General features: G+C 64.7%; 30 protein-coding genes. 7 read left to right on the top strand and 23 right to left on the bottom strand.

Features of this window, described 5'->3' with window-relative positions:
- Positions 1 to 74 precede the first annotated feature (74 nt).
- The 4 genes from B5D38_RS07245 (at position 75) to rquA (ending at position 2,614) form a co-directional block, all read left to right on the top strand.
- Positions 75 to 332 carry a DUF2188 domain-containing protein gene (locus tag B5D38_RS07245; RefSeq protein WP_078707729.1) on the top strand — a complete coding sequence of 86 codons (258 nt, stop codon included), beginning with the start codon at positions 75 to 77 and terminating at the stop codon, positions 330 to 332.
- Between the two features lie 207 nt (positions 333 to 539).
- Positions 540 to 869 (top strand): DUF2934 domain-containing protein, encoded by a 330-nt coding sequence (locus tag B5D38_RS07240; protein ID WP_131829879.1) that lies wholly within the window; start codon positions 540 to 542, stop codon positions 867 to 869.
- 44 nt (positions 870 to 913) lie between these two features.
- A complete protein-coding gene (locus tag B5D38_RS07235) occupies positions 914 to 1,243 on the top strand; it encodes a hypothetical protein (RefSeq protein WP_078707727.1) in 330 nt (109 codons plus the stop codon).
- A 609-nt stretch (positions 1,244 to 1,852) separates the two neighbouring features.
- Complete coding sequence (gene rquA, locus B5D38_RS07230; RefSeq protein ID WP_207552908.1) at positions 1,853 to 2,614, top strand: rhodoquinone biosynthesis methyltransferase RquA; 762 nt, start codon at positions 1,853 to 1,855, stop codon at positions 2,612 to 2,614.
- 245 nt (positions 2,615 to 2,859) lie between these two features.
- On the opposite strand, the gene B5D38_RS07225 is transcribed toward rquA, so the two are convergent.
- From B5D38_RS07225 to B5D38_RS07200, 6 genes are all read right to left on the bottom strand, one after another.
- Positions 2,860 to 3,069, bottom strand: coding sequence for a YgaP family membrane protein (locus B5D38_RS07225; protein WP_078707726.1), 210 nt, complete (start codon positions 3,067 to 3,069; stop codon positions 2,860 to 2,862).
- A gap of 137 nt (positions 3,070 to 3,206) precedes the next feature.
- Positions 3,207 to 3,995 carry a sulfite exporter TauE/SafE family protein gene (locus tag B5D38_RS07220; RefSeq protein WP_078707725.1) on the bottom strand — a complete coding sequence of 263 codons (789 nt, stop codon included), beginning with the start codon at positions 3,993 to 3,995 and terminating at the stop codon, positions 3,207 to 3,209.
- Positions 3,996 to 4,019: 24 nt separating this feature from the next.
- The gene (locus tag B5D38_RS07215; protein ID WP_165690807.1) at positions 4,020 to 4,409 is read right to left on the bottom strand and encodes a protein tyrosine phosphatase family protein; all 390 of its coding nucleotides are present in this window, start codon (positions 4,407 to 4,409) and stop codon (positions 4,020 to 4,022) included.
- A 74-nt stretch (positions 4,410 to 4,483) separates the two neighbouring features.
- A complete protein-coding gene (locus B5D38_RS07210) occupies positions 4,484 to 5,404 on the bottom strand; it encodes an MBL fold metallo-hydrolase (protein WP_078707723.1) in 921 nt (306 codons plus the stop codon).
- On the bottom strand, positions 5,389 to 5,859 hold the full coding sequence (locus tag B5D38_RS07205) for a YeeE/YedE family protein (protein ID WP_078707722.1): 471 nt from the start codon (positions 5,857 to 5,859) through the stop codon (positions 5,389 to 5,391). The genes B5D38_RS07210 and B5D38_RS07205 overlap by 16 nt, the downstream gene beginning before the upstream one ends.
- Positions 5,856 to 6,368, bottom strand: coding sequence for a YeeE/YedE family protein (locus tag B5D38_RS07200; RefSeq protein ID WP_078707721.1), 513 nt, complete (start codon positions 6,366 to 6,368; stop codon positions 5,856 to 5,858). Before B5D38_RS07200 ends, B5D38_RS07205 begins: the two co-directional genes overlap by 4 nt.
- An 82-nt stretch (positions 6,369 to 6,450) precedes the next feature.
- On the opposite strand from B5D38_RS07200, the gene B5D38_RS07195 reads away from it, so the two are divergent.
- Positions 6,451 to 6,795 (top strand): ArsR/SmtB family transcription factor, encoded by a 345-nt coding sequence (locus B5D38_RS07195; protein ID WP_245318884.1) that lies wholly within the window; start codon positions 6,451 to 6,453, stop codon positions 6,793 to 6,795.
- Between the two features lie 15 nt (positions 6,796 to 6,810).
- Here B5D38_RS07195 and clpS read toward each other — a convergent pair whose 3' ends face one another.
- The 10 genes from clpS to B5D38_RS07145 form a co-directional block, all read right to left on the bottom strand.
- Positions 6,811 to 7,116 carry an ATP-dependent Clp protease adapter ClpS gene (gene clpS, locus B5D38_RS07190; RefSeq protein ID WP_078707908.1) on the bottom strand — a complete coding sequence of 102 codons (306 nt, stop codon included), beginning with the start codon at positions 7,114 to 7,116 and terminating at the stop codon, positions 6,811 to 6,813.
- Between the two features lie 92 nt (positions 7,117 to 7,208).
- Entirely contained in the window at positions 7,209 to 8,183 is a 975-nt protein-coding gene (locus B5D38_RS07185; RefSeq protein WP_078707719.1) for a type II secretion system F family protein, read from the bottom strand.
- 6 nt (positions 8,184 to 8,189) lie between these two features.
- A complete protein-coding gene (locus B5D38_RS07180) occupies positions 8,190 to 9,197 on the bottom strand; it encodes a type II secretion system F family protein (RefSeq protein ID WP_078707718.1) in 1,008 nt (335 codons plus the stop codon).
- A gap of 93 nt (positions 9,198 to 9,290) precedes the next feature.
- Positions 9,291 to 10,721, bottom strand: a complete 1,431-nt coding sequence (locus B5D38_RS07175) for a TadA family conjugal transfer-associated ATPase (RefSeq protein WP_078707717.1) — start codon at positions 10,719 to 10,721, stop codon at positions 9,291 to 9,293.
- 287 nt (positions 10,722 to 11,008) lie between these two features.
- The gene (locus tag B5D38_RS07170; protein ID WP_131829878.1) at positions 11,009 to 12,211 is read right to left on the bottom strand and encodes a CpaE/TadZ family protein; all 1,203 of its coding nucleotides are present in this window, start codon (positions 12,209 to 12,211) and stop codon (positions 11,009 to 11,011) included.
- 193 nt (positions 12,212 to 12,404) lie between these two features.
- Complete coding sequence (gene cpaB / locus B5D38_RS07165) at positions 12,405 to 13,208, bottom strand: Flp pilus assembly protein CpaB (RefSeq protein ID WP_078707715.1); 804 nt, start codon at positions 13,206 to 13,208, stop codon at positions 12,405 to 12,407.
- Positions 13,209 to 13,310: 102 nt separating this feature from the next.
- Complete coding sequence (locus B5D38_RS07160) at positions 13,311 to 13,628, bottom strand: hypothetical protein (protein WP_078707714.1); 318 nt, start codon at positions 13,626 to 13,628, stop codon at positions 13,311 to 13,313.
- A complete protein-coding gene (locus tag B5D38_RS07155; RefSeq protein WP_078707907.1) occupies positions 13,606 to 15,075 on the bottom strand; it encodes a type II and III secretion system protein family protein in 1,470 nt (489 codons plus the stop codon). The genes B5D38_RS07160 and B5D38_RS07155 overlap by 23 nt, the downstream gene beginning before the upstream one ends.
- A gap of 292 nt (positions 15,076 to 15,367) precedes the next feature.
- Positions 15,368 to 16,069, bottom strand: coding sequence for a hypothetical protein (locus B5D38_RS07150; RefSeq protein WP_078707713.1), 702 nt, complete (start codon positions 16,067 to 16,069; stop codon positions 15,368 to 15,370).
- Entirely contained in the window at positions 16,062 to 16,556 is a 495-nt protein-coding gene (locus tag B5D38_RS07145) for a tetratricopeptide repeat protein (RefSeq protein WP_078707712.1), read from the bottom strand. Before B5D38_RS07145 ends, B5D38_RS07150 begins: the two co-directional genes overlap by 8 nt.
- A gap of 257 nt (positions 16,557 to 16,813) precedes the next feature.
- On the opposite strand from B5D38_RS07145, the gene B5D38_RS07140 reads away from it, so the two are divergent.
- Positions 16,814 to 17,959: an amidohydrolase gene (locus B5D38_RS07140; protein ID WP_078707711.1), complete on the top strand. Its 1,146-nt coding sequence runs from the start codon at positions 16,814 to 16,816 to the stop codon at positions 17,957 to 17,959.
- A gap of 119 nt (positions 17,960 to 18,078) precedes the next feature.
- Here the strand turns inward: B5D38_RS07140 and B5D38_RS22725 are convergent, their stop codons facing one another.
- Positions 18,079 to 18,504, bottom strand: a complete 426-nt coding sequence (locus B5D38_RS22725) for a BA14K family protein (RefSeq protein WP_116002602.1) — start codon at positions 18,502 to 18,504, stop codon at positions 18,079 to 18,081.
- Between the two features lie 373 nt (positions 18,505 to 18,877).
- Between B5D38_RS22725 and B5D38_RS07130 the strand changes: the two genes are divergently transcribed.
- Positions 18,878 to 19,474: a class I SAM-dependent methyltransferase gene (locus B5D38_RS07130; protein WP_078707709.1), complete on the top strand. Its 597-nt coding sequence runs from the start codon at positions 18,878 to 18,880 to the stop codon at positions 19,472 to 19,474.
- 24 nt (positions 19,475 to 19,498) lie between these two features.
- On the opposite strand, the gene B5D38_RS07125 is transcribed toward B5D38_RS07130, so the two are convergent.
- The 6 genes from B5D38_RS07125 to pgeF all read right to left on the bottom strand — a co-directional run bounded on the left by B5D38_RS07125 (position 19,499) and on the right by pgeF (position 25,130).
- Positions 19,499 to 20,506, bottom strand: a complete 1,008-nt coding sequence (locus tag B5D38_RS07125; protein WP_078707708.1) for an aldose epimerase family protein — start codon at positions 20,504 to 20,506, stop codon at positions 19,499 to 19,501.
- A 42-nt stretch (positions 20,507 to 20,548) separates the two neighbouring features.
- On the bottom strand, positions 20,549 to 21,481 hold the full coding sequence (locus tag B5D38_RS07120) for a ribose-phosphate pyrophosphokinase (protein ID WP_078707707.1): 933 nt from the start codon (positions 21,479 to 21,481) through the stop codon (positions 20,549 to 20,551).
- 133 nt (positions 21,482 to 21,614) lie between these two features.
- Positions 21,615 to 22,382: a hypothetical protein gene (locus B5D38_RS07115; RefSeq protein ID WP_078707706.1), complete on the bottom strand. Its 768-nt coding sequence runs from the start codon at positions 22,380 to 22,382 to the stop codon at positions 21,615 to 21,617.
- Between the two features lie 199 nt (positions 22,383 to 22,581).
- Positions 22,582 to 23,073, bottom strand: coding sequence for a GNAT family N-acetyltransferase (locus tag B5D38_RS07110; RefSeq protein WP_078707705.1), 492 nt, complete (start codon positions 23,071 to 23,073; stop codon positions 22,582 to 22,584).
- Between the two features lie 88 nt (positions 23,074 to 23,161).
- Positions 23,162 to 24,316 carry a M24 family metallopeptidase gene (locus tag B5D38_RS07105; protein WP_078707704.1) on the bottom strand — a complete coding sequence of 385 codons (1,155 nt, stop codon included), beginning with the start codon at positions 24,314 to 24,316 and terminating at the stop codon, positions 23,162 to 23,164.
- A gap of 7 nt (positions 24,317 to 24,323) precedes the next feature.
- Positions 24,324 to 25,130, bottom strand: coding sequence for a peptidoglycan editing factor PgeF (gene pgeF / locus B5D38_RS07100; protein WP_078707906.1), 807 nt, complete (start codon positions 25,128 to 25,130; stop codon positions 24,324 to 24,326).
- Between the last annotated feature and the right edge of the window lie 12 nt (positions 25,131 to 25,142).

Raw genomic sequence — 25,142 nt, 5'->3', positions numbered from 1 at the left:
CCGGCTAGGCGGCACACCGGGAGGTGGCGCTGCGGAAGAAGACTCATCGATCCAACGAAGGCGAGAGAACGACCATGGTGGTGCTGCACTACGAGATCGTCCCCCACGACGGCGGATGGGCCTACAAGGTGGACGACGTTTATTCGGAAACTTTCGCGACCCACGGCGACGCCCTTGCCGCAGCGCGCGATGCGGCGGAGCGCCAGCAATTGGCGGACGAGGACACCGCCACTATCACCTATGAAGATCCCAATGGCCGCTGGCACGAGGAGATCGTCTCGGGAGACGACCGGCCGCAAACGGAGGTCGATGACGGCGCCGACGCCCAATAGGCCCAGACCATCGCCCTCAATGTCGTAACCAGCGGCCTCTGCCACCTGGGTCAGGATTCTCTCCGAAAGTGCGCGGGCGATGAAACGCTTGGCGCGTCGACGCCGTTTCCCTTCCGATGAACGATGGACCGTCGGGATGAGCTTCCCGTCGCCGTCCTCTTTTTGGGGCGAAGGCTCCTGGCAATGAACAACGGAAAGGATGGTCTGATGGCGACCATGGACGCTCTTCCCAAGGAAGATGAGGCAAGAATCCGGGCCGAGGCGCAAAAGCTGTGGGAAGGCGAGGGGCGGCCGAAGGGGGGCGCGGACCTTTTCCTCGATGAGGCCCGGGCAATCGTCGCCGAGCGCGATAGCGCCGAATCCGCGCGTATCCCGGTTGAGAAAGTGACCGACGAGGACGTCGAGCCCGAGTTGGCCGTCGAGAAGCAGGGCGACCTGCCAGGCCTCACCGATCAGGGCGACACGCCCGCCGGCCCGCGCAGGGACAACGCCCGCGAGATCGCGGACGAACTCCCGCTCGACGACGACGAAAAGTAGCGGCTTCCCCCATTACAAGTAATCAGGAACCATGAGGTCGATCGATGCCCAAAACCTTTCCTGAACAGCGCGACCCGATCACCACCCATCGCAGCCCCTATGCCAACGAGGCCGATGCGCGGCCGGAAGAGGCTGCCGACCTTGCGAACGCCGATGCCGAGGAGCCGAGAGACCAGGCCGACCGCGAGCCCGGAACTTTGGCGGGCGATGAGGCGGTGACGCAGGATATTGCGACGCAGCCGGCGAGCGACGAGACCGATCAGGCCTATGGCGCTGGCTATGACGAGACGGACGATGGTCTCAGCGATATCGAGGAATCGGTCCGCCGTGCGGCGGAGGACATGCCGTTGCGCGGCTCGACCGAGGACCGCTGATCATCGGCGGAGATCGGCTCCCTGGTCATCTCTCAAGATTTGCCATCTGGTGTGGCGAAAAAGTTCAGCGGCGGCGCTTTGCGCCGCCGCTTTTTGTTGGGGTGCGACTTCTCGCCCTGAAAGTGAGGAAGACAAACCGGCAGGAGCGCGTTAGATGGTCGCTGCTCTTCGAGGCCCACCGGAGCCGTTGACAGGAATCAATGCCCCGGTTTGATACTATGACACGTTTAGTCCAGTATCCCTCCGAAAGGATCGCACCATGACGTTTAGATTTGACGCGCCTTTCGCGCTGAATTCACGAGGACCAGCCCGGTTGTTTGGCAAATGCTCGACCGGTTTTGTTGGTCTTGGCGCGATTCTGGACAATCCTTTCGGTCGCGACGGCGCGTTGCGCGCCTTTGTGCCGGCGGCTGAGAATGCTGCCTGCCGCGCTGACGACTGAGCTCCGTCCCCTGTGCTCAGAATGTCCTTCCCCTTTCCAGCAGCCAAACCCGATCCCGCTCCGGTTCTCCCGCCGGTGGGAAAGGGAGCGTTCCGTCGTGGCAATGAGCCCGTCGGCGGGGCAGCTGCTCGGTTGACTGAACTCCAACGCGAGAACGATCGAATCTGATGCTGCAAGAATTCTCAGAAACCAGCCCCGTCATGGCGGCCGAGCGGGAGACTGTGGTCGCCGCTCCGTCTGTCGCCAGCTCGGGCATCCTCTCGGTGCCGGATTATCTGCGCAAGATCTACACATGGTGCTATCTGCATCCCAAGATGGTGCCGCTGCTTGACCGGCAGCTTGTCGTGCAGGCCATCTTGTGGGGCAACGCCAACAAGCTGATCGACCGCGCTCTCGAGGAGTTCGAGCCCGGTCAGGACGTCTATCAGCCTGCCCACGCTTATGGCACCGTTGCGCCGCGTCTGGCGGAGCTTCTCGGGCCGAAGGGTCATCTCGACATCATCGACATCGCGCCGATCCAGATCGAGCGGTGCCACAAGAAGCTCGACCGTTTCGCTCATGTCACCATCCGGCGCGGCGACGCGGCCAATCCGCCCCTGCGCACCTATGACGCCATCAACTGCTTCTTCCTGCTCCACGAGGTGCCGGACAGCTACAAGCGCCGGATCGTCGATGGTCTGCTCGGCGCGGTGAAGCCTGGCGGCAAGGTGGTGTTCATCGATTACCACCGCTATTCGCCCTTCCATCCGCTGCGGCCGATCATGTGGTCGGTGTTCCGCTTCCTCGAGCCTTTCGCCAACAGCCTTTGCTGGTCTGAGATCCGCAACTTCGCCTCGCGGTCCGATGGCTTCGAGTGGTCCAAGGAAGTCTATTTCGGCGGACTTTATCAGAAGGTCGTGGCGCGGCGCATCGACGACGCGAAGGCCTGATATCAGGCCCGCGAGGGAGCGTAGCGGAGCGCAGCCGGTTGGCGGGCGCTTCGCGCCAGGAATTTCGAAGGCCGTGCCCATCCGGGCGCGGCCTTCTGCTTTTCAACCGCTCGTCGCAGCCGTCCGCCCTATGCTGGCGAGCCACGAAAGCACTGCTTTCGCGCTTACTGGCCAGCCCGGGGCGGCTCATGAGCCCTCAAGCGAGCCGGAAGAGGCCGATAAGCCGGTTCATCGGTTCGACGGTATTATGCATGGCGGGTCCCGCAGGTGTTGATGCCGAACAGCGTGTAGGCGGGGCAGATGCGGGCGAGGCCCGTGAGGACCAACACGGCGGCGACGACATAGCCGACATAGATCCAGGGTGGCGTCAGGGCCGCATAGGCGACGATCGCGAGGATAAGTCCGGCGATGATGCGGACTATGCGATCTGTGGTGCCGACATTGGTGGTGAACATGGATCTTCCTCCAAACATCCGGGACGAAACCAGAGCATGATGCCGAAAAGTTTCAGGACTTTTCGGAGAAACATCATTTCCGTCAGAGTGTTAGAGCGAACTGCAATTCCGATGAACCGCTTTTCGCTCTAACGCGATCAGGTGAGGAGCGTCCCGGCGCTCCTCACAAGCATGTAGACGGCAACGGCGAAGATCAGCGCGGCGAAGGCGACGTTGAGCCGCCCGCGAGTCTTGGAGAGGCGGCGGGCAGCCGCAATGCCGAGGATGCCTCCGGCAACGCCCCCGCCGACGAACACGACGGCCAGGGGCCAGTCCACCAAACCGGAAAAGGCATAGTTGCCGGCGGCCGTGAGACCGAAGGCCGTGACGGCGACAAGCGACGAGCCTATGGCGTTGATTATGGGCATGCCGGTCGCCGCGACGAGGCTCGGCACGATGAGAAAGCCGCCTCCGATGCCGAAGAAGCCGGAAAAGGCGCCGGTGGCAAAGCCGAGGGCGATCACCTTCCAGAGGTTTTCGCGATTGCATTCCGCGCCGGGATTGCCCTCCAGAGCCCGTCTGCGGACCATGATGATTCCGACCGCGATCATCAGAAGGGCAAAGAGGAACAGCAGCTTTTGCCCATCCACGGCCTTTCCCAAAGTCGAGCCGAGGAAGGCGCCGATGATGCCTGCGGCGGAAAAGAAGATGGCGCAGCGCCACTTCACATGGCCGTGCCGCGCGTGGCTCGCGAGGTTTGCGCCGGCGTTGACGGCAACGGCGAGGGCGCTCGTTCCGATCGCCATGTGGGGCGACGGCACGCCGACGATATAGACCATCAGCGGAACCGCGAGCACCGAACCGCCTCCGCCGAACAGGCCAAGGCTGAAGCCGACCAGCGAGCCCGAAAGAATGCCGAGGGCGTATTGCAGCGGCTCCAGAACCATGGCGATGCCTGCTCCCGAGCGGGTCTATTTCTTGCGTGAGAACAGGCCGAAAAGGCCGCCCGGCTTCGCGTCACCATGGCCCTTTTCCTGGCTCGCCTGCCACATGGACCAGAGACCTGTGGAGCGCGCGCCGGATCGGCAGAAGGCGAGAACGGGCTTCGGAGAGGCCTCGAAGGCTTCGCCGAACTTCTGTGCGTCTGCCTCGCTCGGCGCGCGAACCGGCACGAATCGTGCCTCGATGCCTTCCGCCGCAGCCGCGCTCTTGACCTCCTCGAAGGTCGGCTGGCCGGGCTCTTCCCCATCGGGGCGGTTGACGATGAGGGCGCGGAAGCCGGCAGCCTTGACGTCCTTCATCTCCGAAGGCAGCACCTGACCCGCGACCGAAAGCTCCTCGGTGATCTTCTTGGCTTGCATCCTGGCTTCTCCTGCCCGGGGCTGCGGGCTTGCGTCATCGACAATGTTCGCCGCGTCTGTCGGCGATCGTTCCATCAATGGCCGAAATAGTCGACCGGCATCTTGAGATAGTGCCGTCCATCGGCCTCGGCCTTGGGCAGGCGACCGCCGCGCAGATTGACCTGAAGCGCCGCCAGCATCCTGTCGGGAAGAGCAAGCGTCGTGTCGCGCTTCTCGCGCCGCTCGATCCACTCCTCGCGCCGCGTGCCGTCCTTGACGTGGATGTTCCCCGCCTTGTGTTCAGCGACGGTTGCTTCCCACATCGGTTCGTCGCGGCCTTGCGCGCCGTAGTCGTGGCCGACGAAAAGGCGGGTCTCTGCGGGAAGTGAGAGGATCGCCTGGATCGAATCCCAAAGCTCGGCCGCGCTGCCTCCCGGAAAATCAGCGCGTGAGGTTCCCGCATCCGGAAACATCAGCGTGTCGTGGACGAAGGCGGCGTCGCCGGCGATATAGGTGATGGAGCCGAGCGTGTGGCCGGGCGACAGCATGACGCGAACGTCGAGTTCGCCGATCCTGAAGGTGTCGCCGTGCTCGAACAGGCGGTCGAAGTCGCGGTCGGGATCGAACGCGTCCGGCTCGTTATAGATGCCGGTCCATATGCCGGCGATCTTGCGCACCTTGGCGCCGATCGCCGTGGGCGCGCCCGTCTCCTCCTTGAGATGGGCGGAGGCCATGAGATGATCCGCATGGGGGTGGGTGTCGAGGACCCAGGCGACCGAGAGATCGTTCTCCCTCACAATATCCAGCACCTGCCCGGCGCTTTCCAGATGCGTCGCGAAGGACTTGGGGTCGAAGTTCCAGACCACGTCGATCAGCGCCGCCTGCCGCGTCGCCGGATCGGCGCAGACATACTGGATAGAGCCGCTGTCCGGCTCGTAGACCCCCCAGACGTCGGGGCTGCCGGGGCCGCGGGACAGCGAGTGCCGGACGATGCGCTGCTTCAACTTGCCTGCCATCGTTTCTCTCCCTTCTTTTCCTGTCTTGCCATCTTGCCCCACTGGCGGATGCGGACGCCGGCCAGGATACCGATGATCATCATGGGCACAAACACCAGGGTGCCTGGAGCGGCCAGCGCGATGGCGGTGAAAGCGGGCCCCGGACAAAGGCCGCCGAGGCCCCAGCCGATGCCGAAGAGTGCGGCGCCGATGACGAGCTTGCTATCGATGCGGGTTCTGCCTGGTAGGTCGAAGTCGCCCAGAAGAACCGGTTTGGCGCGCCGCCATGCAAGGCGATAGCCGACGAAGGTGATGATAACCGCGCTCGCCATGACAAAGGCAAGGCTTGGATCCCAATCGCCGAGGATATCGAGAAAATTGAGCACTTTTGCCGGGTCGGCCATGCCGGCAACGATGAGGCCGATGCCGAAGATGAGGCCGGCGGCAAGGCCCCAGATGACGCGATGTGTTTTCATGAAAGGCTCCCGGCGAGCAGGTGCCGTGTCACGAAGACCGTGGCGGCGCCGAATGTCATGAAGACGGCGACGGCAACGAGGGATCGGGCGGAAAGCCGGGCGAGGCCGCAGACGCCGTGGCCAGAGGTGCAGCCTGAACCGAGAGCCGTTCCGAAACCGACCAGAAGACCGGCCAGCGCCATGAGCGGGAGATCGTCGGAAACAGTCTGATGCACCGCAACCCCGGAGACGAAGGAGTAGACCAGTGGCGCGATGACCAGCCCGACGAGAAAGGCGGCCCGCCACGCCCAGTCTTCGGCCGGGCCGGCCACAGCCCCGATGGCGCGCGACGCCAAACCGACGATGCCGGCGATACGGCCGAACAAGAGCATGACGAGGACCGCTGCGACGCCGATGAGGGCGCCGCCCGCAATCGCGGCGAGGGGAGAGAAGATCGTGGGAACTGGCTGCAACTCGATGACCCTTTCGCGTGGCCGGCGCTGGGCGCCATCCAGGATTGGTTCTTCCATGAGTGGGCCTTGTGCGCGCCCATCGTCTCGATCTATATATTAGGAAGATGTAAATTAGTCAATACGAATAAACGGAGCGACATTGGGATCGGCTGACGTTGGCACGCGAGAGGACATGGCGGCGCTGGAGGCTCGCGCCGGGTATGTTGCGGCCCGGCTGGCGCTGATGGCCAATCCGAGCCGTCTCTTGATCCTTTGCCACCTCATCGAGCATGACGCCTCGGTCGGCGAGCTCCAGGGCAGGATTGGATTGAGCCAATCGGCTCTCAGCCAACATCTGGCACGGCTGCGCGAGGCCGGCTTCGTCGCGACGCGCCGTTCCGCCCAAGTCATCTATTACAGCCTCGCTGACGAGGAGGCGCGCGCGGTCGTCCGCGCGCTTTATGCCATCTATTGCGCCGAAAGCCCCTCCGCTCCGCCGAAGTGAAGGATGCGAGCCGGGCTATTCCTCGGGTTCGGCGATGAACTGGAGCGGATAGCCGGCCTGGCGACCAGCGTCGGTCGCCCGTGCCGCCTTCGTCTCGGCGACGTCGCGAGGGAAGACGGCGATCAAGCAGGAACCGAGACGATGAGCGGTGAGCATCACCCGTTGTGCCTGATCCTCGGAAAGGCGGAACTCGGCCTTGAGCACTTTCACAACGAACTCGCGCGGCGTGTAATCGTCGTTGACGAGAATGACCTTGTAGAGGCGTGGCCGCTCCACCTTGATCTTCGTGCGCGTACGAAGACGGGTGTCGGGATTGCTCATGACGACCTCCGGAACCATCGATCGAGCAGACCGGAGACTAAGGCTTTCGCCAGCGCAGCCAAGAGGGGCATTCGTCTTTATGAAGAGGGGCCCTAGTGGTGTGTCATAATCTGGATCACCGCCGGGGTGATGATGACAGCGAAGAGCACCGGCAGGAAGAATAGGATCATCGGCACGGTGAGCTTCGGTGGCAGCGCCGCCGCCCTTTTTTCGGCCTCGGCCATCCTCATGTCCCGATTTTCCTGGGCCAGCACCCGCAAGGCGTTGCCGATGGGAGTGCCGTAGCGCTCGGCCTGAATGAGGCTCGTCACCACCGCCTTGACCCCCGTCAGCCCAGTTCGAAGTCCCAGATTATCCAGCGCTTTTCGCCGGTCCTGAAAATAGGAGAGCTCCGCTGTCGTGAGGTTGAGTTCGTCCGCCAGCTCCAGCGACTGGCTTCCTACCTCGTCGGCGACCTTTCGGAACGCCCCTTCGATGCTCATGCCGGATTCGACGCAGATCAGCATGAGGTCGAGCGCATCGGGCCAGGCCCGCCGGATCGATGTCTGGCGCTTGATGGTCCGGTTCTTCAGCAGGATCAGCGGCAGATAATAGCCGAGCGTGCCGGCGCCGACCGTCGCGGCCAGCTGGACACCGAGATTGGTTTTTCCTGCCATGACCACGAACATGTAGAACAGCGCCGCCAGTGTCATGGCGATCGGCGTCAGGATGCGCGCCGCGAGAAAGCGGATCATCGGGCCGCGGCCGCGATATCCCGCCATGCGCAGCATCTGGGCCATGTCGCCGTCTTCGGCCTTGGCTGTCATGTTGAAGCGCTCGACGATCAGCTCGTAGAGCTTCTTCGGCTGCTCTCCGCGCAGCATCGTGTCCTTGTGGCGATCCTGAAGGATCGCGCGCTCGCGCAGGCGGATGCGCTCGCGTTCTCTGGCCACCTGCCGCATTCGCTTTTCCAGCTTGTCGCGCTTCAGATAGGGCCAGGCAACGAGGAGAAAGGCACCCGCGCTGCTGGCGAAAGCGAGGGCGGCGATCAAAGGCTTGGTGTCGGGAAGGGCGATCGGAAGCAGCATGGCGGGTCAGAAATCGAAATTGATCATTTTGCGCATGATCAGGATGCCGATGCCCATCCACAGAAGGCACACGGCGAGCACGATATTGCCGATGGTCTCTGTGAAGAGGAGCGCGATATAGTCCGGGCTGGTCAGATAGACGAGCACGGCGACGAGTACGGGCAGAGCGCCGATGATCGCCGCGGATGATTTCGCCTCCTGGCTCATGGCCCTGATCTTGCCCTGCATCTTCTTCCTCTCGCGCAGCACCTTGGACAGATTGCTGAGCGCTTCGGCGAGGCTGCCGCCGGTGCGGCTTTGAATGGCGACGACGATGGCAAAGAAGTTCGTCTCCGCCAGCGGCACGCGTTGCGCCAGACGCCCCACGGCCTCATCCATCGGAAGGCCGAGAGTCTGGTCCTCGACCAATGTCCGGAACTCCCCGGCAACCGGCTCCTGGGCCTCGACGGCGATGATCTTCAGGCAGTCGCCCAGCGGTAAGCCTGACTTGACGCCGCGCACGATGACGTCGACGGCCGTCGGAAACTCGGCGGAAAATCGGGCGAAGCGCCGCTTGCGCCGGCGCTCGACGAACAGATGCGGAAGAAGAAGTGCCCCGGCGATGCCGCAGGCGATGGCCGGCAACGTGTCGATGCGGAACAGAAGAGCAATGATGAAGCTCAAAATTCCGGTGCCGCCAGAAACGAGATAGTAGATTTCTTTCGACCAGGAGAGCTGCGCCTGGCGCATCCGCCGCACCAGGCTCGGCTTGGAGGAGGAATGCTTCGCCTCCGCCTTCTGGCGCTCGTCCAGATCGCGCAACGTCTCCTGCACCGAGCGTCTGCGGCGAGCGCCGCCATCGCGCCGATTGTGACTAGGCGCGCTCGTTTCGGCGATCGCGGTGAAGCGGCTTTCGTAGAGGTCGGTCTTCTTGACCTTTGGATAGAATACCATCGTCAAGGCCGCCGCGACGCTGAGCGTCGCGAGGCCGAAGATCGGAAGTTGGGGGGCGAGCCCTTGAATGGGCAGGTCCATGGCCTCTCCGATGGTTCAACAAACCGTCTCAGACAACACTATTGAACGCAAGATGTTGAAAGGATTGGTTACGCTTGCCGTCTTTGCACCGCGTCAGGCCTGCGACGGCGCCTTCTTTTCCGCCGCGTCGAGAGCGGCGGCGAGGCGCTGATCCTCGCCGAAATAGCGCGCGCGATCCCAGAAGGCGGGGCGCCCGATGCCGGTGGAGCGGTGCTGCCCGATGATCTTGCCGCCCGCATCCTCGCCGAGGATGTCGTAGACGAAGAGGTCCTGCGTGGTGATGACGTCGCCTTCCATGCCCACCACCTCGGTGATGTGGGTGATGCGGCGAGAGCCGTCACGCAGGCGCGCCGCTTGGATGATCACGTCCACCGACCCGACGATGATCTCTCGCACCGTCTGGGCAGGCAGAGAGAAACCGCCCATGGCGATCATCGACTCCATGCGCTTCAGGCATTCGCGCGGGCTGTTGGAGTGGATGGTGCCCATCGAGCCGTCGTGGCCGGTGTTCATCGCCTGGAGAAGGTCGAAGACCTCCGGTCCGCGCACCTCGCCCACGATGATGCGCTCGGGCCGCATGCGCAGACAGTTCTTGACGAGCTGGCGCATGGTGATCTCGCCCTCGCCCTCGATATTGGGCGGGCGGGTTTCGAGGCGCACCACGTGGGGCTGCTGGAGCTGAAGCTCGGCCGAGTCCTCACAGGTGACGATGCGCTCGTCGGCGTCGATATAGCGGGTGAGGCAATTGAGCAGCGTCGTCTTGCCCGAACCGGTGCCGCCCGAGATGACGACGTTGCAGCGCACCCGGCCGATGATCTGGAGGAGGGTAGCCCCCTCGGGCGAGATCGAACCGAAGCGGACGAGCTGGTCGAGGGTGAGCTTGTCCCTCTTGAACTTTCGGATGGTGAGGGCCGGACCGTCGATGGCAAGCGGCGGGGCGATGACGTTGACGCGCGATCCGTCGGGCAGGCGCGCGTCGCAGATGGGCGAGGACTCGTCGACGCGCCGGCCGACCTGGCTGACGATGCGCTGGCAGATGTTGAGGAGCTGCTGGTTGTCCTCGAAATGGATGTCGGTTTCCTCGACCTTACCATCCACTTCAATGAAGACATTGTTGGCGCCGTTGACCATGATGTCGGCGATGTCGTCGCGGGCGAGCAGCGGCTCCAAAGGCCCATAGCCGAGAACGTCGTTGCAAACATCCTCAACCAGGCGCTCCTGCTCGTTGACCGATATCTGCACCCTCTTGGCGCCGATAATGTCCGTGACCACCTGGACGATTTCTTCACGCGCTTCGGCTGGTGCCATGGTGGCCAGCATGGCGACGTCGATCGTATCGACCAGGGCGTCGAAAATCTGGCGCTTCAGCTCGTAGAACTTCTCTGTCCGGCCGTCGCGATCCCCGCGATCCGCGCGTTCCTGTCGGGAAAGGGGGCGTTCGGCTTCGCGATAGGCCGGTGGTGCGAGCTCCGCCGATTGCGGCAAGGAAAGGGTATTGGCGTCTTCGAGCTTCTTGCCGAACATCCTGGCTCCGGATCATGCGATGCCGGAACCCTTTGCGAGGGGCCGGCGAGGGCGACTGTGGCCGTATCCTCGATGCCGGCGCCAACGCGCGGCTTTCGTCCGACGGTCTTCGCGATACGGCGCGCGTCGATGGTCGAACACTACGCCAGTGCTTTTGCTCGTCGGTGAAGCTGATCGTTAGGATTTGAGGCATCGCCGCCGGTGCCCTTTCCGGGGGGGCGCCCGGAGCATGATGCCGAAAAGTCGCATGACTCTTCGGCAAAACACCATGCGCAGCCTCTAAGCGGCTATTTCCTGCCCAAAAGGCGCGCGGTGAGCCGCCCGAGCCCCTTCTTCTGCAACGAAGGCGTCTTCTTGGCCCCCGCCGCAAGCGTTTGCGCCAGTCTGGAGAAGTCCTTTGCGGGCGCCGACTTGGCCGCGACCTCGGCGATCATCTGGCCGTTGTTGGCGGCGAGGCCGAAGGTCTTTGGATCGAAAGCGATGGAAAGGGCCGGCGTGAGACCAACGGCGCTGGCGAAGGCCTGAGGCTTGATCTCAGGGCGCTTGGGCACCTTCATCCGGTTGAGGACGAGGTGGGGAGCTGTATCGTTCGGTCGGGCCTCGGCGAGAAACTCCAGGATGGCCTTGACGTTGCGCATGCTGGCGAGATCCGGCTCGGCCGTGACCACGATCTCGTCCGCACCTGCCAGGATTCGCTTCGTCCAGGCGGTCCACATGTGCGGAACGTCCAGAATGGTGATCCGGGCGCCGGCGCGGGCGACCTCCATCAGCCGGTCGACTTCCGCTTCGGCAAGATCGTACGCGCCATCCAGCGCCAGGGGCGGCGTCAGAAGATTGAGGCGCTCCCCATGGGCCGTCGACATGCGCTCGAGAAGCACGTCGTCGAGCCGGTCGACGCCGCCGATGACATCGAGAATGCCCTGCGGCGCCTCAACGTTGAAGTCGAGACCGACCGTCCCGAAGGGCAGGTCGAGATCGACCAGCAACACCTCGGCCTCGCTCACGGAGGCGAGCGAGAAGGCGACGTTGTGGGCAACCGTCGAGGAGCCCGCTCCGCCTCTGGCCCCAAGAAAGGCGCAGATGCGGCCGATCGTCTGCGGGCCGGTGTCGCGATAGAGGCGGGAGATGGCCGCGATGAGCGGGATCGGACCAAGAGGCGCGACAAGGTAATCGTTGACCCCCCGCTCCAGCAGATCGCGGTAGAGCCCAACGTCGTTGCGGTGGCCGATGACGATCACCTTTGTGGTGGTGAGGCAGTGCTCGGCGAGCTCCTCGAGCCTTGCGAAGAGGACCTCGTCATCGTCGTCGATGGTTTCGACCAGGATGAGGCTTGGCGTGGGCGAGGAGCGGTAGAGCTCGATCGCCGCCGAAAGCCCACCCATGTGCCACGTCGCGCGCGCCCGGCTCATGCGCCGGTCCGTCGCCGCGGCCTCGACCGTGGCCGCCAGCGCCGAATCCTCGCAGAAGGCCGCGATCGAGATCTGCGGCACCGGGCGCTCGCCCGGGGACGGCGCCGGTTCGGAGGAGGGAGGCGGAGGCGGTGTTGCCGACATGGACAGCCGCGATGTCAGCGATGACGCCCGTCGGCACGATGGCCGGGCCGGGCTGAAGCCGCGCCCCCCCGTCGCTCGGGAACGGCGAATGTGCGGAGCGCGAGCGCGCCCCGAAGAGGACGAAGGGGGGTCATTGTGCGTTCTCCGCGCTGTGGCGCGATACTTCGAATTCCTGGATCTTGCCGTCGCGGTGGACGCGGATCGTGCTCGTGGTTCGGCGGGCGATCGGCATCGCTTCGTCGACTTGATCCGAGACCGAGCGCAGGGCCAGGGAAAGGGTACCTTCGGCCTGGGCGGTCATGACGGTCTCGGCCTGAACGGAAGAGAGCTCGAGGGTCGCCCTGCGCCCGACCACCACCCTCTGGGGATCGGCCGGATCGATATCCTGCGTCTGGTCCACCGCGAGGACACGAATATCGCGCAGGATGGTGCGGCTGATCGGGGAAGAACGGCCGGAGTCCGTATCAGCGGGCGTCAGCGTCTCGATCACGTCGACGCGATCGTTCGGCAGCACGAAGCCGCCCGCCGTCGTCTCGGCCGAAATGCGCACGGCCGCCGCCCGCTTGCCCGGCGGCAACATGGCGGACATGAAGCCGGAACCGGCCGGAGCGAGTTTGTCCTCGCGGATCGGCTCGCCAGCGCCGAATTGACTGCGTACGACGGAACCGGACAGAGTTGCGATGGCGTCGGGTTGGCCCGCGCGGTTGATCAGGTCGGCGCTGCTCGTTTCCGCCGGCCAGGCCTGCCAGCGCATCATCTCTGGCTTCAGGATGGTGCCGGCCTTCACCTGCGCCGATGAGACGAGAACTTCCACCGTTGCCGGCGCTGGCGCCTCAACCACCTCGACCTTCGGAGGCGCCGGGTCGGACAGAGCCAGCCAGGCGGCGACTCCCCCGCACAGCACAGCGACGATGAGAATGAGAATGCGAACCATGCTTGCCCCAGAAGCAGCCGCCGGAAAGGCCCCGCTTTCTCTTCGGAACGCCAGGAATAGCAGACGGGCGTTGAGTGTCCGTTAACCGAGGCCGGACGCGGCTCAGCCGCCGATGCCGGATTTTCCAGAAGAGGAAGCGTCGCGCGAGTCGCCCGCGCTGGACGCCGCTGCGTCCGGCGAGGCCCCGATCCGCTCCTGGTACGACTTGACGACGGTCACCGCTCGTTTGCCGTCGGCGTGGATCGCCGTCGTGTTGCGATCCGGGGGAAAGGGATTTTCGGTCTGGAGGGCGAGGTTGGCGGCGGGCGCGTTGCCGGCGCCGAGCGTGATCGAATCGCGATGATCGGTGTATTCGCTGCAGCCGGCGATGAGAGATGCCGCCGCGATCAGCACGATCTCAAGGCTGCTGCGCGGCGACATGACCGTCTTCTCCGTCGATGTCGAGTAGATGCCCATAGGGGCCTTCGATCCCCGTGCCGTTCTTGAAGCCCTCGATCATGGACTTGTCGACCTCCATCAGCCCAAGCGCGAAAAGCTCGAAGTCGTTGGACGGCACCGTGTCGTCGAGCGGCGAGCGAAGCTGTTCGTCGGGCCGGGCGGGCCGCACCAGATGCGGCGTCACCACGACCACCAGATCGCTCTCGTTCTTTTTGTAAGAGGTCGAGCGGAAGAGCGCGCCGAGAACCGGCAGGTTGCCCAGCCACGGCATCTGCTCGATGGTCTTGGCATTCACCGTCTGAAGCAGACCGGCGAGGGCGAAGCTCTGGCCGTCACGCAGCTCGATCACGGTCTGCGCCTTGCGCGAGGTGAAGCCCGGATTGCCGTTGACAGTGACCGAGGGGTCGATCTCGCTGACCTCGGTCATGATCCTGAGATTGATCAGCCCACGGTCGAGGACGGTGGGAAGGAATTCGAGGCGCACACCGTAGGGACGGTAGTCCGTCTGCGTCGCGGTCGTGTTGCCGTTGCTCACGACCGTCTGGATCGGGACCTCGCCGCCGGCATGGAAACTCGCCTTCTCGCCGCTCACCGTGGTGAGGTTCGGTTGCGCCAGCCGGCGCGCCAGGCCTTTCGCCTCAAGGGCGTTGATGATCATGTCGACCTTGACGCCGGCGCCCTCCAGCACCTGCGCCACCAGTGAGCCGAAAGGCGTACCCTGCGAGTTGCGCTCCGCGTCGGCGTCGAGCTGGGACACGACACCGAGGTAATTGTCGGTTCCGGCAGTGTTGCCGTCCTTGGGCACGTTCAGCCGCAGGCGTGATCCGGTGACGCCGAGCGAGGTGCCGCCGCGGACGCGGAAGTTGACGCCAAGATCGCGGCCGGCGCTGCGCCGCGCCTCGAGCACCCGCACCTCCAGTGCCACCTGCTGGGTAGCCGCGACAGCGAGCGCGTTGATGACGGGCTGGGCCGAGAATTGTTGGGCGATCTCGACGACGCGCGTCACATCAGGAGCACTGTCGACGGTGCCCGAAAGATGGATGCGGTCGTTGAAATTGGAGACGGTGACGCGCGAACTCGGCACTGCCGCCTTGATCGCCTCCGAGACGTCGCTGAAGTCCATGCTGACGCGGGTGTCGAGCACGCCGAGCAGGCCGTCGCCATCGTTGAAGATCGAGATGTTGGTGGTGCCAGAGGTTCGGCCCTGGATATAGAAGGATCGCTCGGAGAGCGGCACGACGTCGGCGACGCTCGAATTGCCGACAACGAGGTTGGCGAAGGGGCGGTCGGTGGTGATCGTCAGTGTTGCGTTCGGCCTGACAACGACGCGCGTCATCTGGCCATTGCCGATGGAGACCGCGCGCTGCTGGGCAAAGGCGGGCGACAGCTGGGGCAGGGCGAAAAGAAGGAAGGCAAGGATCGCAACCATCCGACGCCGCCGTGTCGGCGGCGAGGCGCTCGTTCGAATTTGGTTGCCGAATTCTTCCACGACGCATCCTTCGCCCGCGGCTCGCCAGGCCAGATCGGCCCGCCGCGCGGCATCCTCGTTGGCTTCCTTGGCCGAGATCGCACGTCCCCCGGTCATCCTCGTCCGCGTCGCCTCGCCTGCCAGGTGGCCGGTCGGCCTCCCATTGGTGCGACACCTTGCATCCGTTTGGTTAATCGCCGGTCAACGGGCCGCCGCAGGGCAAGGAAGCGATGTCGCAGGAAGCCGGCTCCGGCTACTTGATACGATAGCTCACCGATCCGTCGGGAAGCTCGACCCGCTGGAAGCGCGCCACCGCGGCCTCCGGTGAACTCGGGGTCGCGTGGCCACCCCCGCTGCTTGTTCCGCCTGCGGGCACTGCTCCGACGATGAACGGATCGATAGCCGGCTTCGATTTTGCCGCCGCCCGTGCCGCGACCTGCATCTCGCCGAGCTGCGAAATTTCGACCACAGCCGCCGACAAGGCCTCGTCCATGCGCGCGCTGGTATCATGGAGCATCTCGACACCTTCGCCCATGGAATGGCGCACCTCCGTCAGGCGGGAATCGACACCTCTCAATTCGAAATCAAGCTGGTCGAAGCGCCCGTCCATGTTGCTGCGCAGGCCGCTGATCCGGCTCTCGACATGATTGACGACGCTCTGAACGCCGTCGTCCATATGTTGCGAAAGCCGCGCCTCGGCCCCATCCAGGGCGGATATGCGCCGGTTCATATCCTTGAGCGACTGAAGCGGTTGCCAGCTCAACATGATCGTCATCACCAAGGTGCCGGTGACGGCGAGGCTGGCGATGCCGAAGGCGAACAGCATTCCGTGCGATCGCAGATGCGGCTCCAGCTCCACTTTCCGTGGCGTGGGCAGGTCGATCAGATTGGCGGCTTCGATCCGCGGTGCGGTGGCGGTCACGATGTCCCCCTTGAGTGGCGTCAGGTCAGCCATGGCGGGCCAACGATGTCGAACGGTCGAGTAGGCGCAGATTGTTCATGACGACGAGGTTGCTGGGTGCCATCCCTTGCGCCTTGAGCAGATGCGACTGCGCCGACTTGAGATCGCCGCGCAGCATGTAGGAGTAGCCGAGATTGTTCTGGTAGGCCGGGCTGTCGGGCGCGAGCATCGCGAGGGCCCGATAGGCCTGATCCGATGTGTCGAAACGCCCGAGCTGGTCCGCCGAGGCCGCAAGGCCCAGCCACGCGGACGGATTTTGCGGATAGGCTTCGGCCGCCTTCTTGTAGAGCTCATAGGATTTGCCAAAATTGCCGGCCTTGAACTGCTGCTGGCCGGCTGCAACGAGATCGCCCGTCCTGACGGATTCGATGGAAGAGCCGGCCCGGGTGATCGAGCCGACGACCTCGTCCAGATTGGTGCTCTGGCAGGCCGGCAGAATGCAGGCCAGAACCAGCGCCAACAGGGTTGGATATTTCGGCATCACAAGGCGATCCTTTTGACCACGCCGAGGAGCCGCTCGCCTGCCCGTCGACAAAAACGCTGCCGCCGGCGCCGGCTCCCCAAAGATCAAATTGGCACATCGCTGTTAATCGGCGGTTGACGATGAGCGGACGGTTCATCGCTTTCTGCCGGCGGCACAAACGCATCTAGCCAGGGCCGAGGCGGCTTTCGTCCTTGCATGGTTGGCCAGCTCAATGACACTCATCGGGCTAGCCGATTCGTTTGGGGGGAGAGAGCATGCATCTCACGCACGAGGACGTGGCCGAGCTCACAGCATGGCGGCGCTCTCGCCACCAGCACCCAGAGCTGTCGGGCGAGGAGATCGAAACGGCTCACGCCGTCGCCGAGCGGATGCGGCAGGCCGGCGCGGATCGCCTTTTCACCGGATTGGGAGGCCACGGCCTCGCGGCGGTTTTCGAAGGCGGCGAGGACGGGCCAACGGTGATGCTGCGGGCCGAGCTCGACGCCTTGCCGATCGAGGAGGATTCATCCTCCCCCCACCGCTCCACCGTCCCGGGAAAGGGGCATCTCTGCGGTCATGACGGCCATATGGCGATCCTTGCGGGCGTCGCGCTGCTGCTCGGCCGCCAGCGACCCGAAAGAGGTCGCGTGGTGCTGCTCTTCCAGCCGGCGGAGGAAACGGGAGCGGGCGCGGAGGCCGTCATCTCCGACCCGCGCTTCGCGGAGATCAAGCCCGATCTTGCCTTCGCCTTCCACAATCTGCCCGGCCTCGCGCTCGGCGAGGTGAGGATCAAGGACGGGCCGGCCAACTGCGCCTCGCGCGGCATGGTGATCCGCCTGGAGGGGCGAACCGCTCACGCCTCGACGCCGCAGTCGGGCGTATCGCCGATGCGAGCGGTCGCCCAGCTCATGCCGGCGCTTACCGCCCTTGGCTCGCCCGATATCCTGAACGAGGATTTCGCCATGGTCACGGTGACGCACGCCGAGATGGGCGAGCGGTGCTTCGGCGTGGCGCCGGGGGCAGCCGAGATCTGGGCAACCCTGCGAACTCTGGTGGATGGGCGTATGGATGCCCTCGTTCAAGCCGCCGAATCGCTGGTGCGCATCACGGCCGGAGGGGCGGAGCTTTCGGTGGAGATGGACTACCGCGAGGTTTTCGCGCATTGCGAGAACGACACCGAGGCAACACGCCTCCTCAGGAGAGCGCTCGACGGCGAAAACGTGCCGCACCGCCCTGGCGAGCCAATGCGCGCCTCGGAGGATTTCGGGCGCTTTCGCGCCGTCTCCAAAACCGCGATGGCCTTTCTCGGCGCCGGCGAGGAGCATGCCGATCTGCACAATCCCGATTATGATTTTCCCGACGAGCTGATCGCCATCGGCGCGCGCATATTCTCTCGTCTGGTCAGGGATATCCTCGGATAGCTCGGTCGGTCGAAGGGCCGCGCTTGAACCGACCGGGCGTTCGACACTTCCGAGGTCGGTTCCCCATTTGAGCGGCAAAAGCCCCGGCACACCGTGCCGGGGCCCTTCACGCGTTCAGCTCAGTCGTAGGGGCTGAAGCAACGGTGCCAGCGGCCGTCACCGCCGATAAAGGCATCACGCCTGATGCTGTAGGAACGATACCGCGAACTGCACCAAGCGATATGGCCGCGCGCTCCCGGAGGAGGCCCCCAACGCGGCCGTGGCGGAGGCGGCGGTCCCCAACCTCCCCAACGTGGCGGCGGCGGACCCCAGCGCGGGGGTGGAGGTGGTGGGGGACCCCAACGCGGCGGCGGAGGAGGAGGGCCCCATTCACGGGGCGGTGGATAATACTGAGCAAGCTCGATCTGTGCTGCGGCGGTTCCGCTGACGGCTTCCTGAGCCGCCGCGCCCGTCGCTGGGCCAGTGACGGCGCCGCCGGTCAGCAGCGCCAGCGCCCCCGCCGCCAGAGTAAGGCGGGTGCGCCGGCCCAATCTCGAGAACAGCATCAAGGGTTCCTTTCTCATGCAGTCCCTTGCGATTGCCATCGCCCGACGTCGTGGGGTCGCAACGAGAGCTTCCATAAACGCCGGGCGGGAAAAACGGTTCGCATGGAACAGAGGAAAAGATGATGGCGAAGCGGACGGTGATGGGTGAGGCGGAACGTCGCAGTTCGCCCCCCAAAGAAGGTTCGTCTTCCTTACCGCTACAGTGGAACACTCCGCCGGGATCGACATTGCTGGAAAGTCGATCCGGCGGTTCGGCATGCGGTCCTCGGTCCCACGCGCCAAGACATGAGCGTCGGCATTCGACAGGCCGTCCCTCCGTTCGGAGTAGGCGCGGGCGGATGTGAGGTGGAACACAGCGAAAGGATCGGCATCCATGTGGGACGAAAACTACGACCGACCCGACTATCTCTTCGGCACCGAGCCCAATGCCTTCCTCAAGCGCTCCGCCTCCTATTTCCGCGCCGGACAGACGGCTCTGGCAATCGCCGATGGCGAGGGGCGAAACGGCGTCTGGCTGGCTCGCCAAGGCTTGAAGGTCACCTCCATGGACCTTTCGGCGGTCGGGCTTGAAAAGGCGCGGCGGCTCGCGGAACGCCACAATGTGACGCTGGACCTTGTCCAGGGGGACGTCACGACTTGGGACTGGCCGAAAGATCAGTTCGACATCGTGGTCGCGATTTTCGTTCAGTTCGCGGCACCGCCGCTTCGCGACGAGATGTTCGTTCGCATGAGGGAGGCGGCGCGTCCCGGTGGCCTAATTCTTGTCGAAGGATACCGGCCGGCGCAAATCCTCAATGGCACCGGCGGGCCCTCGCAGATCGATCAGCTCTACACCGCCAATCTCCTGCGCACGGCCTTCGCCGATTGCGAAATTCTGCTTTTGGAGGATTACGACGCCGACCTCGACGAGGGCGAGCGGCACAAGGGGCCGTCCGCCCTGATCGACTTGATCGCCCGAAGGCCAGCATAGGGTCGGCCCCCCGGTTGCGCGCTGCTACTTCGCCTCGAAGCGGTAGTCGCACCGATGCCGATAGGTCTCGCCCGGCCGCAGCACGACTGACGGGAAGTGGCGGGTGTTGACCGAATTCACGAAATGCTGGGTCTCGAGGCAGAGAGCCGCATGGGGCACGTGCTTCTGGCCGTCCAGGCCCTCGCCCGCCTGAAGCAGGGTGCTGCCGTCATACATGAGGATGCCGGGCTGGTCGGTGGCCACCACCAGGTCGAGATCGCGCTTCGGCGAGGAGAGGCGCGCCACCTCCTGCATCTCGCCGCGCGTTCCGCCCAGCACCCAGTTGGTATCGTAGCCGACGCCCGCACCGCCGATCCTGCGCATGGCCCGGAAGTCGTAGGGCGTGCCCTCGACCTTCAGGATTTCTCCCGTCGGGATGAGGCTCGGCAGCGAGGGCGTATAAAGCTCGGCGTCGATCTCAAGCCAGTGATCGTGAGAGCTGCTGCCCTCGTCGAGATTGAAATAGGCATGGTTGGTCAGGTTGATGGGCGTTGCCGCGTCGGTCGTCGCCGTCATCTCGATGGACAGCGTTGCCGGACTCTTCAGCTGATAGCGGCAGGTGGCCTCGACCTTTCCCGGATAGCCGTCGTCGCCATCGGGCGAGGTGAGGGTGAGGGTCACGAAGTCGTCGCCCGCCTCGGCAATGGTCCAGTTGCTCCGGGAGAAGCCCTTGTCCCCGCCATGCAGATGGAGCGTGCCGTTGTTGTTGAGGGCGAGCTGATAGGTCTTTCCGTCCAGGGTGAAGCGGCCGCCATCGATGCGGTTGCAGCAGCGCCCCGCCGTCACGCCGATATAGCACGGGTTGTCGCGGTAGCTGTCCACGTCCTGGAAGCCCAGGACGACGCGGCGCAGGCTGCCGTCCCTCAGCGGAACCTTGAGGTCCCGGACTGTCGCCCCGATAGTGATGATCGATGCGCGCGCGCCCTCAGGCGTCGACAGCACCACCTCCTCGATGGCTGAGCCGTCGAGTTCGCCGATAGTTCTTCTTTCCATATGCTCCTCCGCGCCGGAAAGAAGAGGCCGGCGCTCCCTTCGTCAATCGAACAGGCTGGAAACGGAGCGCTCCGAAGCGGTGCGCGCGATCGCCTCGCCCAGGAGATTGGCCGTCGTGATCACCCGGATATTCGGAGCGGCGAGGATGGCCGACGTCGGCTGAATGGAATCGGAAATCACCAGTTCGCGCAGCTTGGAGGCGGCAATGCGCGCGACCGCGCCGCCCGAGAGCACGCCGTGGGTGATGTAGGCGGTGACGCTTTCGGCGCCCGCCGCCAGAAGGGCCTCCGCCGCGTTGCACAGCGTGCCGCCCGAATCGATGATGTCGTCGATGAGGATGCAGTTGCGGCCGGTGACGTCGCCGATGATGTTCATCACCTCCGATTCGCCCGGCTTCTCGCGCCGCTTGTCGACGATGGCGAGAAGCGCGTCGATGCGCTTGGCGAGCGCGCGGGCGCGCACCACGCCGCCGACATCGGGCGACACCACCATCAGGTTGGAAAGCTCGTGGTGCTCCTTGATGTCGCGCGAGAGCAGCGGCACCGAAAAGAGGTTGTCCGTCGGGATGTCGAAGAAGCCCTGGATCTGACCGGCGTGCAGATCAAGCGTCATGACGCGGTCGGCACCGGCCTCGGTGATGAGGTTGGCGACGAGCTTGGCCGAAATCGGAGTGCGTCCGCCCGCCTTGCGGTCCTGCCGGGCGTAGCCGAAATAGGGAAGAACCGCCGTGATGCGCCGAGCCGAGGCACGGCGCGTCGCATCGATCATGATGAGCAGTTCCATCAGATGATCGTTGGCCGGATACGACGTCGACTGGACGATGAAGACGTCCTCGCCGCGTACGTTTTCCTGGATTTCGACAAAGATCTCCTGGTCGGCGAAGCGCCGCACCGATGCACGGCCCAACGGAATGTCGAGATAAGCCGTGATCGCCTCGGCGAGAACGCGGTTGGAGTTGCCTGAGAAGAGTTTCATCCGATCACGCTCGTCGATGGCCCCTGGGTCGCCTCCCCCATGGCGTGGCTCTTGCAGCATCCGGGCTGGAGATTCAAGCTTGCTCATGCCTCTCGTCGCAAAGCTGTCACAATAGGCTTAAGGCCGACGCGTTTTAGCCACGCCGCGAAGCGGCGAACTCGGCGACCTCGCCAAGCGTGCGCGCGGCGATATCGTCGAACACTTCCTGGCCCACCAGCGACCAGGGATCACCTGCTGTTCCGGCGACATTCTCCTGGCCCTGAAGCCGGCGCACCCGCTCGTCTGACGTGTCGAGCACGTCCCAAACGTAGGTCACTGTGGTGGAACCGCCATCGGCGAACGCCGAAAAATAGCCCTTGAGCCGCAGCCCCCCCGGCTGATTCGCCTCGGCCACGATGGCGATGCCGTTGCTCTGGGCGTAGCGGGACAACGCTTGGGAGAGAAGCTCGACGCGGTCGACGGGCGCGCCGATCACTGGCAGGAATTGAACTTCCGTCGTCGCCATGGCCGCGGGGGAGGGGCTGGCCGGCTGCTGCATCGGCTGGCTTTCGACGACCGCCGCTTGCTCCGGTTCCGGCATGGGAGCGGGAGCGGATTGCACCGCCGCCGGCTGATAGGAACCGACGCTCTGTCGCGGAGCCGAACCGACGGGCGGCGAGGAGCGGGCCATGGAAGCTCCGCTGATCGGCTCCGGCGGGATCGCAATGCCCATGGTCGGGTCGATATTGGTGCAGGCGCCGAGCGCCAGAAGCATGATCGTCGCGAGAACCGGCGGTGCGAGACTCTCCGGCCTCCCCCAGGCATGGGTTGGCCCGGAATGACCGAACGAGCCCACTTCCTCAACGGCCACCGATCGGCGCGCAGAATCTCGTCCGGCAGTGTCGGATCGCTCGAAGCGCATTGGCTGTTCCCCTCCAGCCCCTGGCCAGCGCCGCCGACACGGCCTGGCCATCACAGATCAAATCAGCGGCTCTGGCATGCGATATCAGACCACCCGGATGAAGCGCGCGAAGGATCGTTCTTTGTGTCGGCGCCCGCAAAGTATCGCGCCGCAGCGTGCGCAGCGACCAATTGCCTCGAAACCGCCGTTGCTCGTCAAATCACAGGTCCCGGATCATATATCTGGCGCCGTCGCCGTAGCTCACGAGCTTATCGTTGAGAGAGATATCCTGATAAATCCTGAACGACCGGCGCTGCCAGAACGCGCCGGAGCCGTTCACCGCGACCAGGCTGACGGAGGAAAATCCCCGGTCGGCCGCAAGCTGCGCGACGTCCTCGACGATTCGCGCGCCGTGATGGCAGCCTCGTGCGGCTTCGAGCAGCGCCAGATCGTGAATGTAGTGGGTCGATGCCGGCTCCGGGATCGCCATGAGAAGCGAGTTGAGCGGCGGGATATGCCCCAGAATCCAGGGATGGTTGATCAGGTAGCCCTGGGGCCGTCCTTCCACGTCCTCCAGAAGGAAGCAGCCTTCCGAAAACAGCGACAGGCGCTCAGCGAAGATGGCCTCATCCTCGGGATAGGCGATGTGGACCTCGTCCGCCATCGCCTTGACCGCCGGAATGTCCTCGCTCCGCATGGCGCGCCACTGCATCCCACCCGGTCCCCCGTCTTGACGATCCTGAAACCTCACCGGCGCCGCCCTTCTCCAAGGGGGCCGCACCGTCTGTCCGATGTGGCCCTCAGCCCTCAACGACCATCAGGTCGAGCGGCAGGCGCGACAGGGGCTCGGGGTCCGTCGTCGTGGTCAGATAGGTCCGTCCGATCGACATCGCCGTGCCGCTGTCCGAATCCATGATGACCATGTGAACGAAGACCGTCATGTTCGGCAGGATGGGGCGCGTCGAACCGGTGACGAACATCGGCCGATCCATCCATGTCGGCGCGAAACGCGCGCCCACGGCATAGCCGGCGGTGCTGAGGCGGTGGCGCGCCAAATCGTGGGCTTCCAGAACCGCCGCATGAACGTCGAACACCTCGCCGAACGTATGATCGGGGCGCAGCACTTCTTCGGCCGCCGTCAGGGCTTCGCGCGTCGCGGCATAGAGTTCCTCATGGCGCTGCGTCGGCTTGCCGATGATGATCGTGCGCATCGAGGGCACGTGGTACTGTGCCTTGACGCCGGCCCATTCCAGGGTGAGCTGATCCTGGGCCTCGAGGGTGCGGCGCCCTGACGTATACCGGCTGAGAAGTGCGTAGGGCCCCGAGCCGACGACGAAGGGATTGGCGGGATAGTCTCCGCCCTCGGCGAGGATGGTGCCCTGGAGCGCGTGGAGGATCGCCGCCTCGTTGACGCCGGGCCGCACCAGCGGAAGGGTCGCCTCGAAGGCCCGGTCGGCAAGGTCCGCCGCCTCGCGCATATAGGCGATCTCGGCCGGGCTTTTGATCATTCGAAGGAGGGGAACCAAATCGGAGGCGTCGATCAGCGTGGCGAAAGAGCCGAGTCGTTGTTCTACGGCGCGCCCGTTGGCCGCCGTCAGGCCATGGGTCGCCCACTCGACGCCAATGCGCGCCCCAAGAAGCTCCATATCGTCCAGCATGTCGCGCAGATCCATCGCCGGATCGGCGTTCAACCGGTGCCGCCAGACGACCACGGTTTCGATGTTGGAGGTGGCGCGTGCCTGGCGCAGGTCGGCCGAGCGGGTGAGCAGTCGCATCTCGCCGTCCGCCTTCAGCGCTAGGCACTGGAAAAAGCAGAAGCCGAAGGTGTCGTAGCCGGTCAGCCAGTACATCGACTCCTGCGCGAACAGGAGGATGGCGTCCAGCTTGCGCTCGGCCATTCCGGCCATGAGCGCCTCTTTTCGAGTCTGAAATTCGTCGGGTACGAAGTGCAGCATCTTGATCTCAAAACTTCAGCATAATCGCGGAGAGCTGGCGACCGTAGTCGAGCTCCTGGCGATGAGTGGTACGCCGGAAGGAAAAGAATCGGCGCTCGTCGGCATAGGTGCAATGGCCGGTAAAGCTCGCCTGGACGCCGGCGCTGGCGATGCGGGCGAGCACGAGGCCCGGCAGATCGAACTGGCGCTTCTCCGGCGATCGTCCGGGGGCGAAGAAGCGGGCGTAGTCCGCGTCCCGCTCGGCGAAGGCGGCTTCCATCTCGGCGCCGACTTCGTAATTGGCTTGCGTGATCGTCGGGCCGAGGCAGGCGACGATCCGATCCCGCCTTGCGCCACGCTGTTCCATGGCCGCGATGGTCGCCTCCAAAACGCCGGAAAGCGCTCCGCGCCAGCCCGAATGGGCGGCGCCGACGACCCCCGCCTCGGCATCCGAAAAGAGCACAGGGCCGCAATCGGCCGTGACCACGCCGACGGCGAGCCCCGGCGTCGAGGTGACGACGCCGTCCGCCTTGGGGCGTTCCGCCGGCAGCGGCTGATCGACGATGATGACGTCGGGGGAATGAACCTGCCAGGGCGTCGCCACTTCGAGCGTCGTGCCGAGAAAGGCCATGGCGCGATCACGATTCTCGCGAACCGACGCTCGCTCGTCCTTGGAGCCGAAGCCGACATTGAGCCCGCGATAGATGCCGGTGGAGACGCCGCCGAGCCGCGTGAAGAATGCATGTGCGACTCTGCCGGACCCCGACAGGGCGTCGTTCATGACGACGTCGTCGGGCGCCAGCGCTGAACCGGAGGCGGTTGGCCGATCGTCCATGGCGCGGATGGT

Source organism: Consotaella salsifontis (assembly GCF_900167365.1).
Classification (GTDB): Bacteria; Pseudomonadota; Alphaproteobacteria; order Rhizobiales; family Rhizobiaceae; genus Consotaella; species Consotaella salsifontis.
The sequence above is the reverse complement of the archived record's forward strand: the minus strand, read 5'-3'. Positions and strand labels throughout refer to the sequence as shown.

Excerpts from the sequence above, each read along its gene's own strand:
- B5D38_RS07210 (WP_078707723.1), bottom strand. The coding sequence starts at position 5,404 with ATGGCAGGCAAGTTGAAGCAGCGCATCGTCCGGCACTCGCTGTCCCGC.
- B5D38_RS07220 (WP_078707725.1), bottom strand. The coding sequence starts at position 3,995 with ATGGTTCTGGAGCCGCTGCAATACGCCCTCGGCATTCTTTCGGGCTCG.
- B5D38_RS07235 (WP_078707727.1), top strand. The coding sequence starts at position 914 with ATGCCCAAAACCTTTCCTGAACAGCGCGACCCGATCACCACCCATCGC.
- B5D38_RS07140 (WP_078707711.1), top strand. The coding sequence starts at position 16,814 with ATGCATCTCACGCACGAGGACGTGGCCGAGCTCACAGCATGGCGGCGC.
- B5D38_RS07200 (WP_078707721.1), bottom strand. The coding sequence starts at position 6,368 with ATGGAAGAACCAATCCTGGATGGCGCCCAGCGCCGGCCACGCGAAAGG.
- B5D38_RS07175 (WP_078707717.1), bottom strand. The coding sequence starts at position 10,721 with ATGTTCGGCAAGAAGCTCGAAGACGCCAATACCCTTTCCTTGCCGCAA.
- B5D38_RS07180 (WP_078707718.1), bottom strand. The coding sequence starts at position 9,197 with ATGGACCTGCCCATTCAAGGGCTCGCCCCCCAACTTCCGATCTTCGGC.
- B5D38_RS07185 (WP_078707719.1), bottom strand. The coding sequence starts at position 8,183 with ATGCTGCTTCCGATCGCCCTTCCCGACACCAAGCCTTTGATCGCCGCC.
- B5D38_RS07240 (WP_131829879.1), top strand. The coding sequence starts at position 540 with ATGGCGACCATGGACGCTCTTCCCAAGGAAGATGAGGCAAGAATCCGG.
- B5D38_RS07110 (WP_078707705.1), bottom strand. The coding sequence starts at position 23,073 with ATGCAGTGGCGCGCCATGCGGAGCGAGGACATTCCGGCGGTCAAGGCG.
- rquA (WP_207552908.1), top strand. The coding sequence starts at position 1,853 with ATGCTGCAAGAATTCTCAGAAACCAGCCCCGTCATGGCGGCCGAGCGG.
- B5D38_RS07115 (WP_078707706.1), bottom strand. The coding sequence starts at position 22,382 with ATGCGCTTCGAGCGATCCGACACTGCCGGACGAGATTCTGCGCGCCGA.
- B5D38_RS07205 (WP_078707722.1), bottom strand. The coding sequence starts at position 5,859 with ATGAAAACACATCGCGTCATCTGGGGCCTTGCCGCCGGCCTCATCTTC.
- B5D38_RS07225 (WP_078707726.1), bottom strand. The coding sequence starts at position 3,069 with ATGTTCACCACCAATGTCGGCACCACAGATCGCATAGTCCGCATCATC.
- B5D38_RS07160 (WP_078707714.1), bottom strand. The coding sequence starts at position 13,628 with ATGTCGCCGCGCAGCAGCCTTGAGATCGTGCTGATCGCGGCGGCATCT.
- B5D38_RS22725 (WP_116002602.1), bottom strand. The coding sequence starts at position 18,504 with ATGCTGTTCTCGAGATTGGGCCGGCGCACCCGCCTTACTCTGGCGGCG.
- B5D38_RS07145 (WP_078707712.1), bottom strand. The coding sequence starts at position 16,556 with ATGCCGAAATATCCAACCCTGTTGGCGCTGGTTCTGGCCTGCATTCTG.
- B5D38_RS07130 (WP_078707709.1), top strand. The coding sequence starts at position 18,878 with ATGTGGGACGAAAACTACGACCGACCCGACTATCTCTTCGGCACCGAG.
- B5D38_RS07120 (WP_078707707.1), bottom strand. The coding sequence starts at position 21,481 with ATGAAACTCTTCTCAGGCAACTCCAACCGCGTTCTCGCCGAGGCGATC.
- B5D38_RS07245 (WP_078707729.1), top strand. The coding sequence starts at position 75 with ATGGTGGTGCTGCACTACGAGATCGTCCCCCACGACGGCGGATGGGCC.
- pgeF (WP_078707906.1), bottom strand. The coding sequence starts at position 25,130 with ATGGACGATCGGCCAACCGCCTCCGGTTCAGCGCTGGCGCCCGACGAC.
- B5D38_RS07125 (WP_078707708.1), bottom strand. The coding sequence starts at position 20,506 with ATGGAAAGAAGAACTATCGGCGAACTCGACGGCTCAGCCATCGAGGAG.
- B5D38_RS07155 (WP_078707907.1), bottom strand. The coding sequence starts at position 15,075 with ATGGTTGCGATCCTTGCCTTCCTTCTTTTCGCCCTGCCCCAGCTGTCG.
- B5D38_RS07150 (WP_078707713.1), bottom strand. The coding sequence starts at position 16,069 with ATGGCTGACCTGACGCCACTCAAGGGGGACATCGTGACCGCCACCGCA.
- B5D38_RS07215 (WP_165690807.1), bottom strand. The coding sequence starts at position 4,409 with ATGCAAGCCAAGAAGATCACCGAGGAGCTTTCGGTCGCGGGTCAGGTG.
- cpaB (WP_078707715.1), bottom strand. The coding sequence starts at position 13,208 with ATGGTTCGCATTCTCATTCTCATCGTCGCTGTGCTGTGCGGGGGAGTC.
- clpS (WP_078707908.1), bottom strand. The coding sequence starts at position 7,116 with ATGAGCAATCCCGACACCCGTCTTCGTACGCGCACGAAGATCAAGGTG.
- B5D38_RS07105 (WP_078707704.1), bottom strand. The coding sequence starts at position 24,316 with ATGCTGCACTTCGTACCCGACGAATTTCAGACTCGAAAAGAGGCGCTC.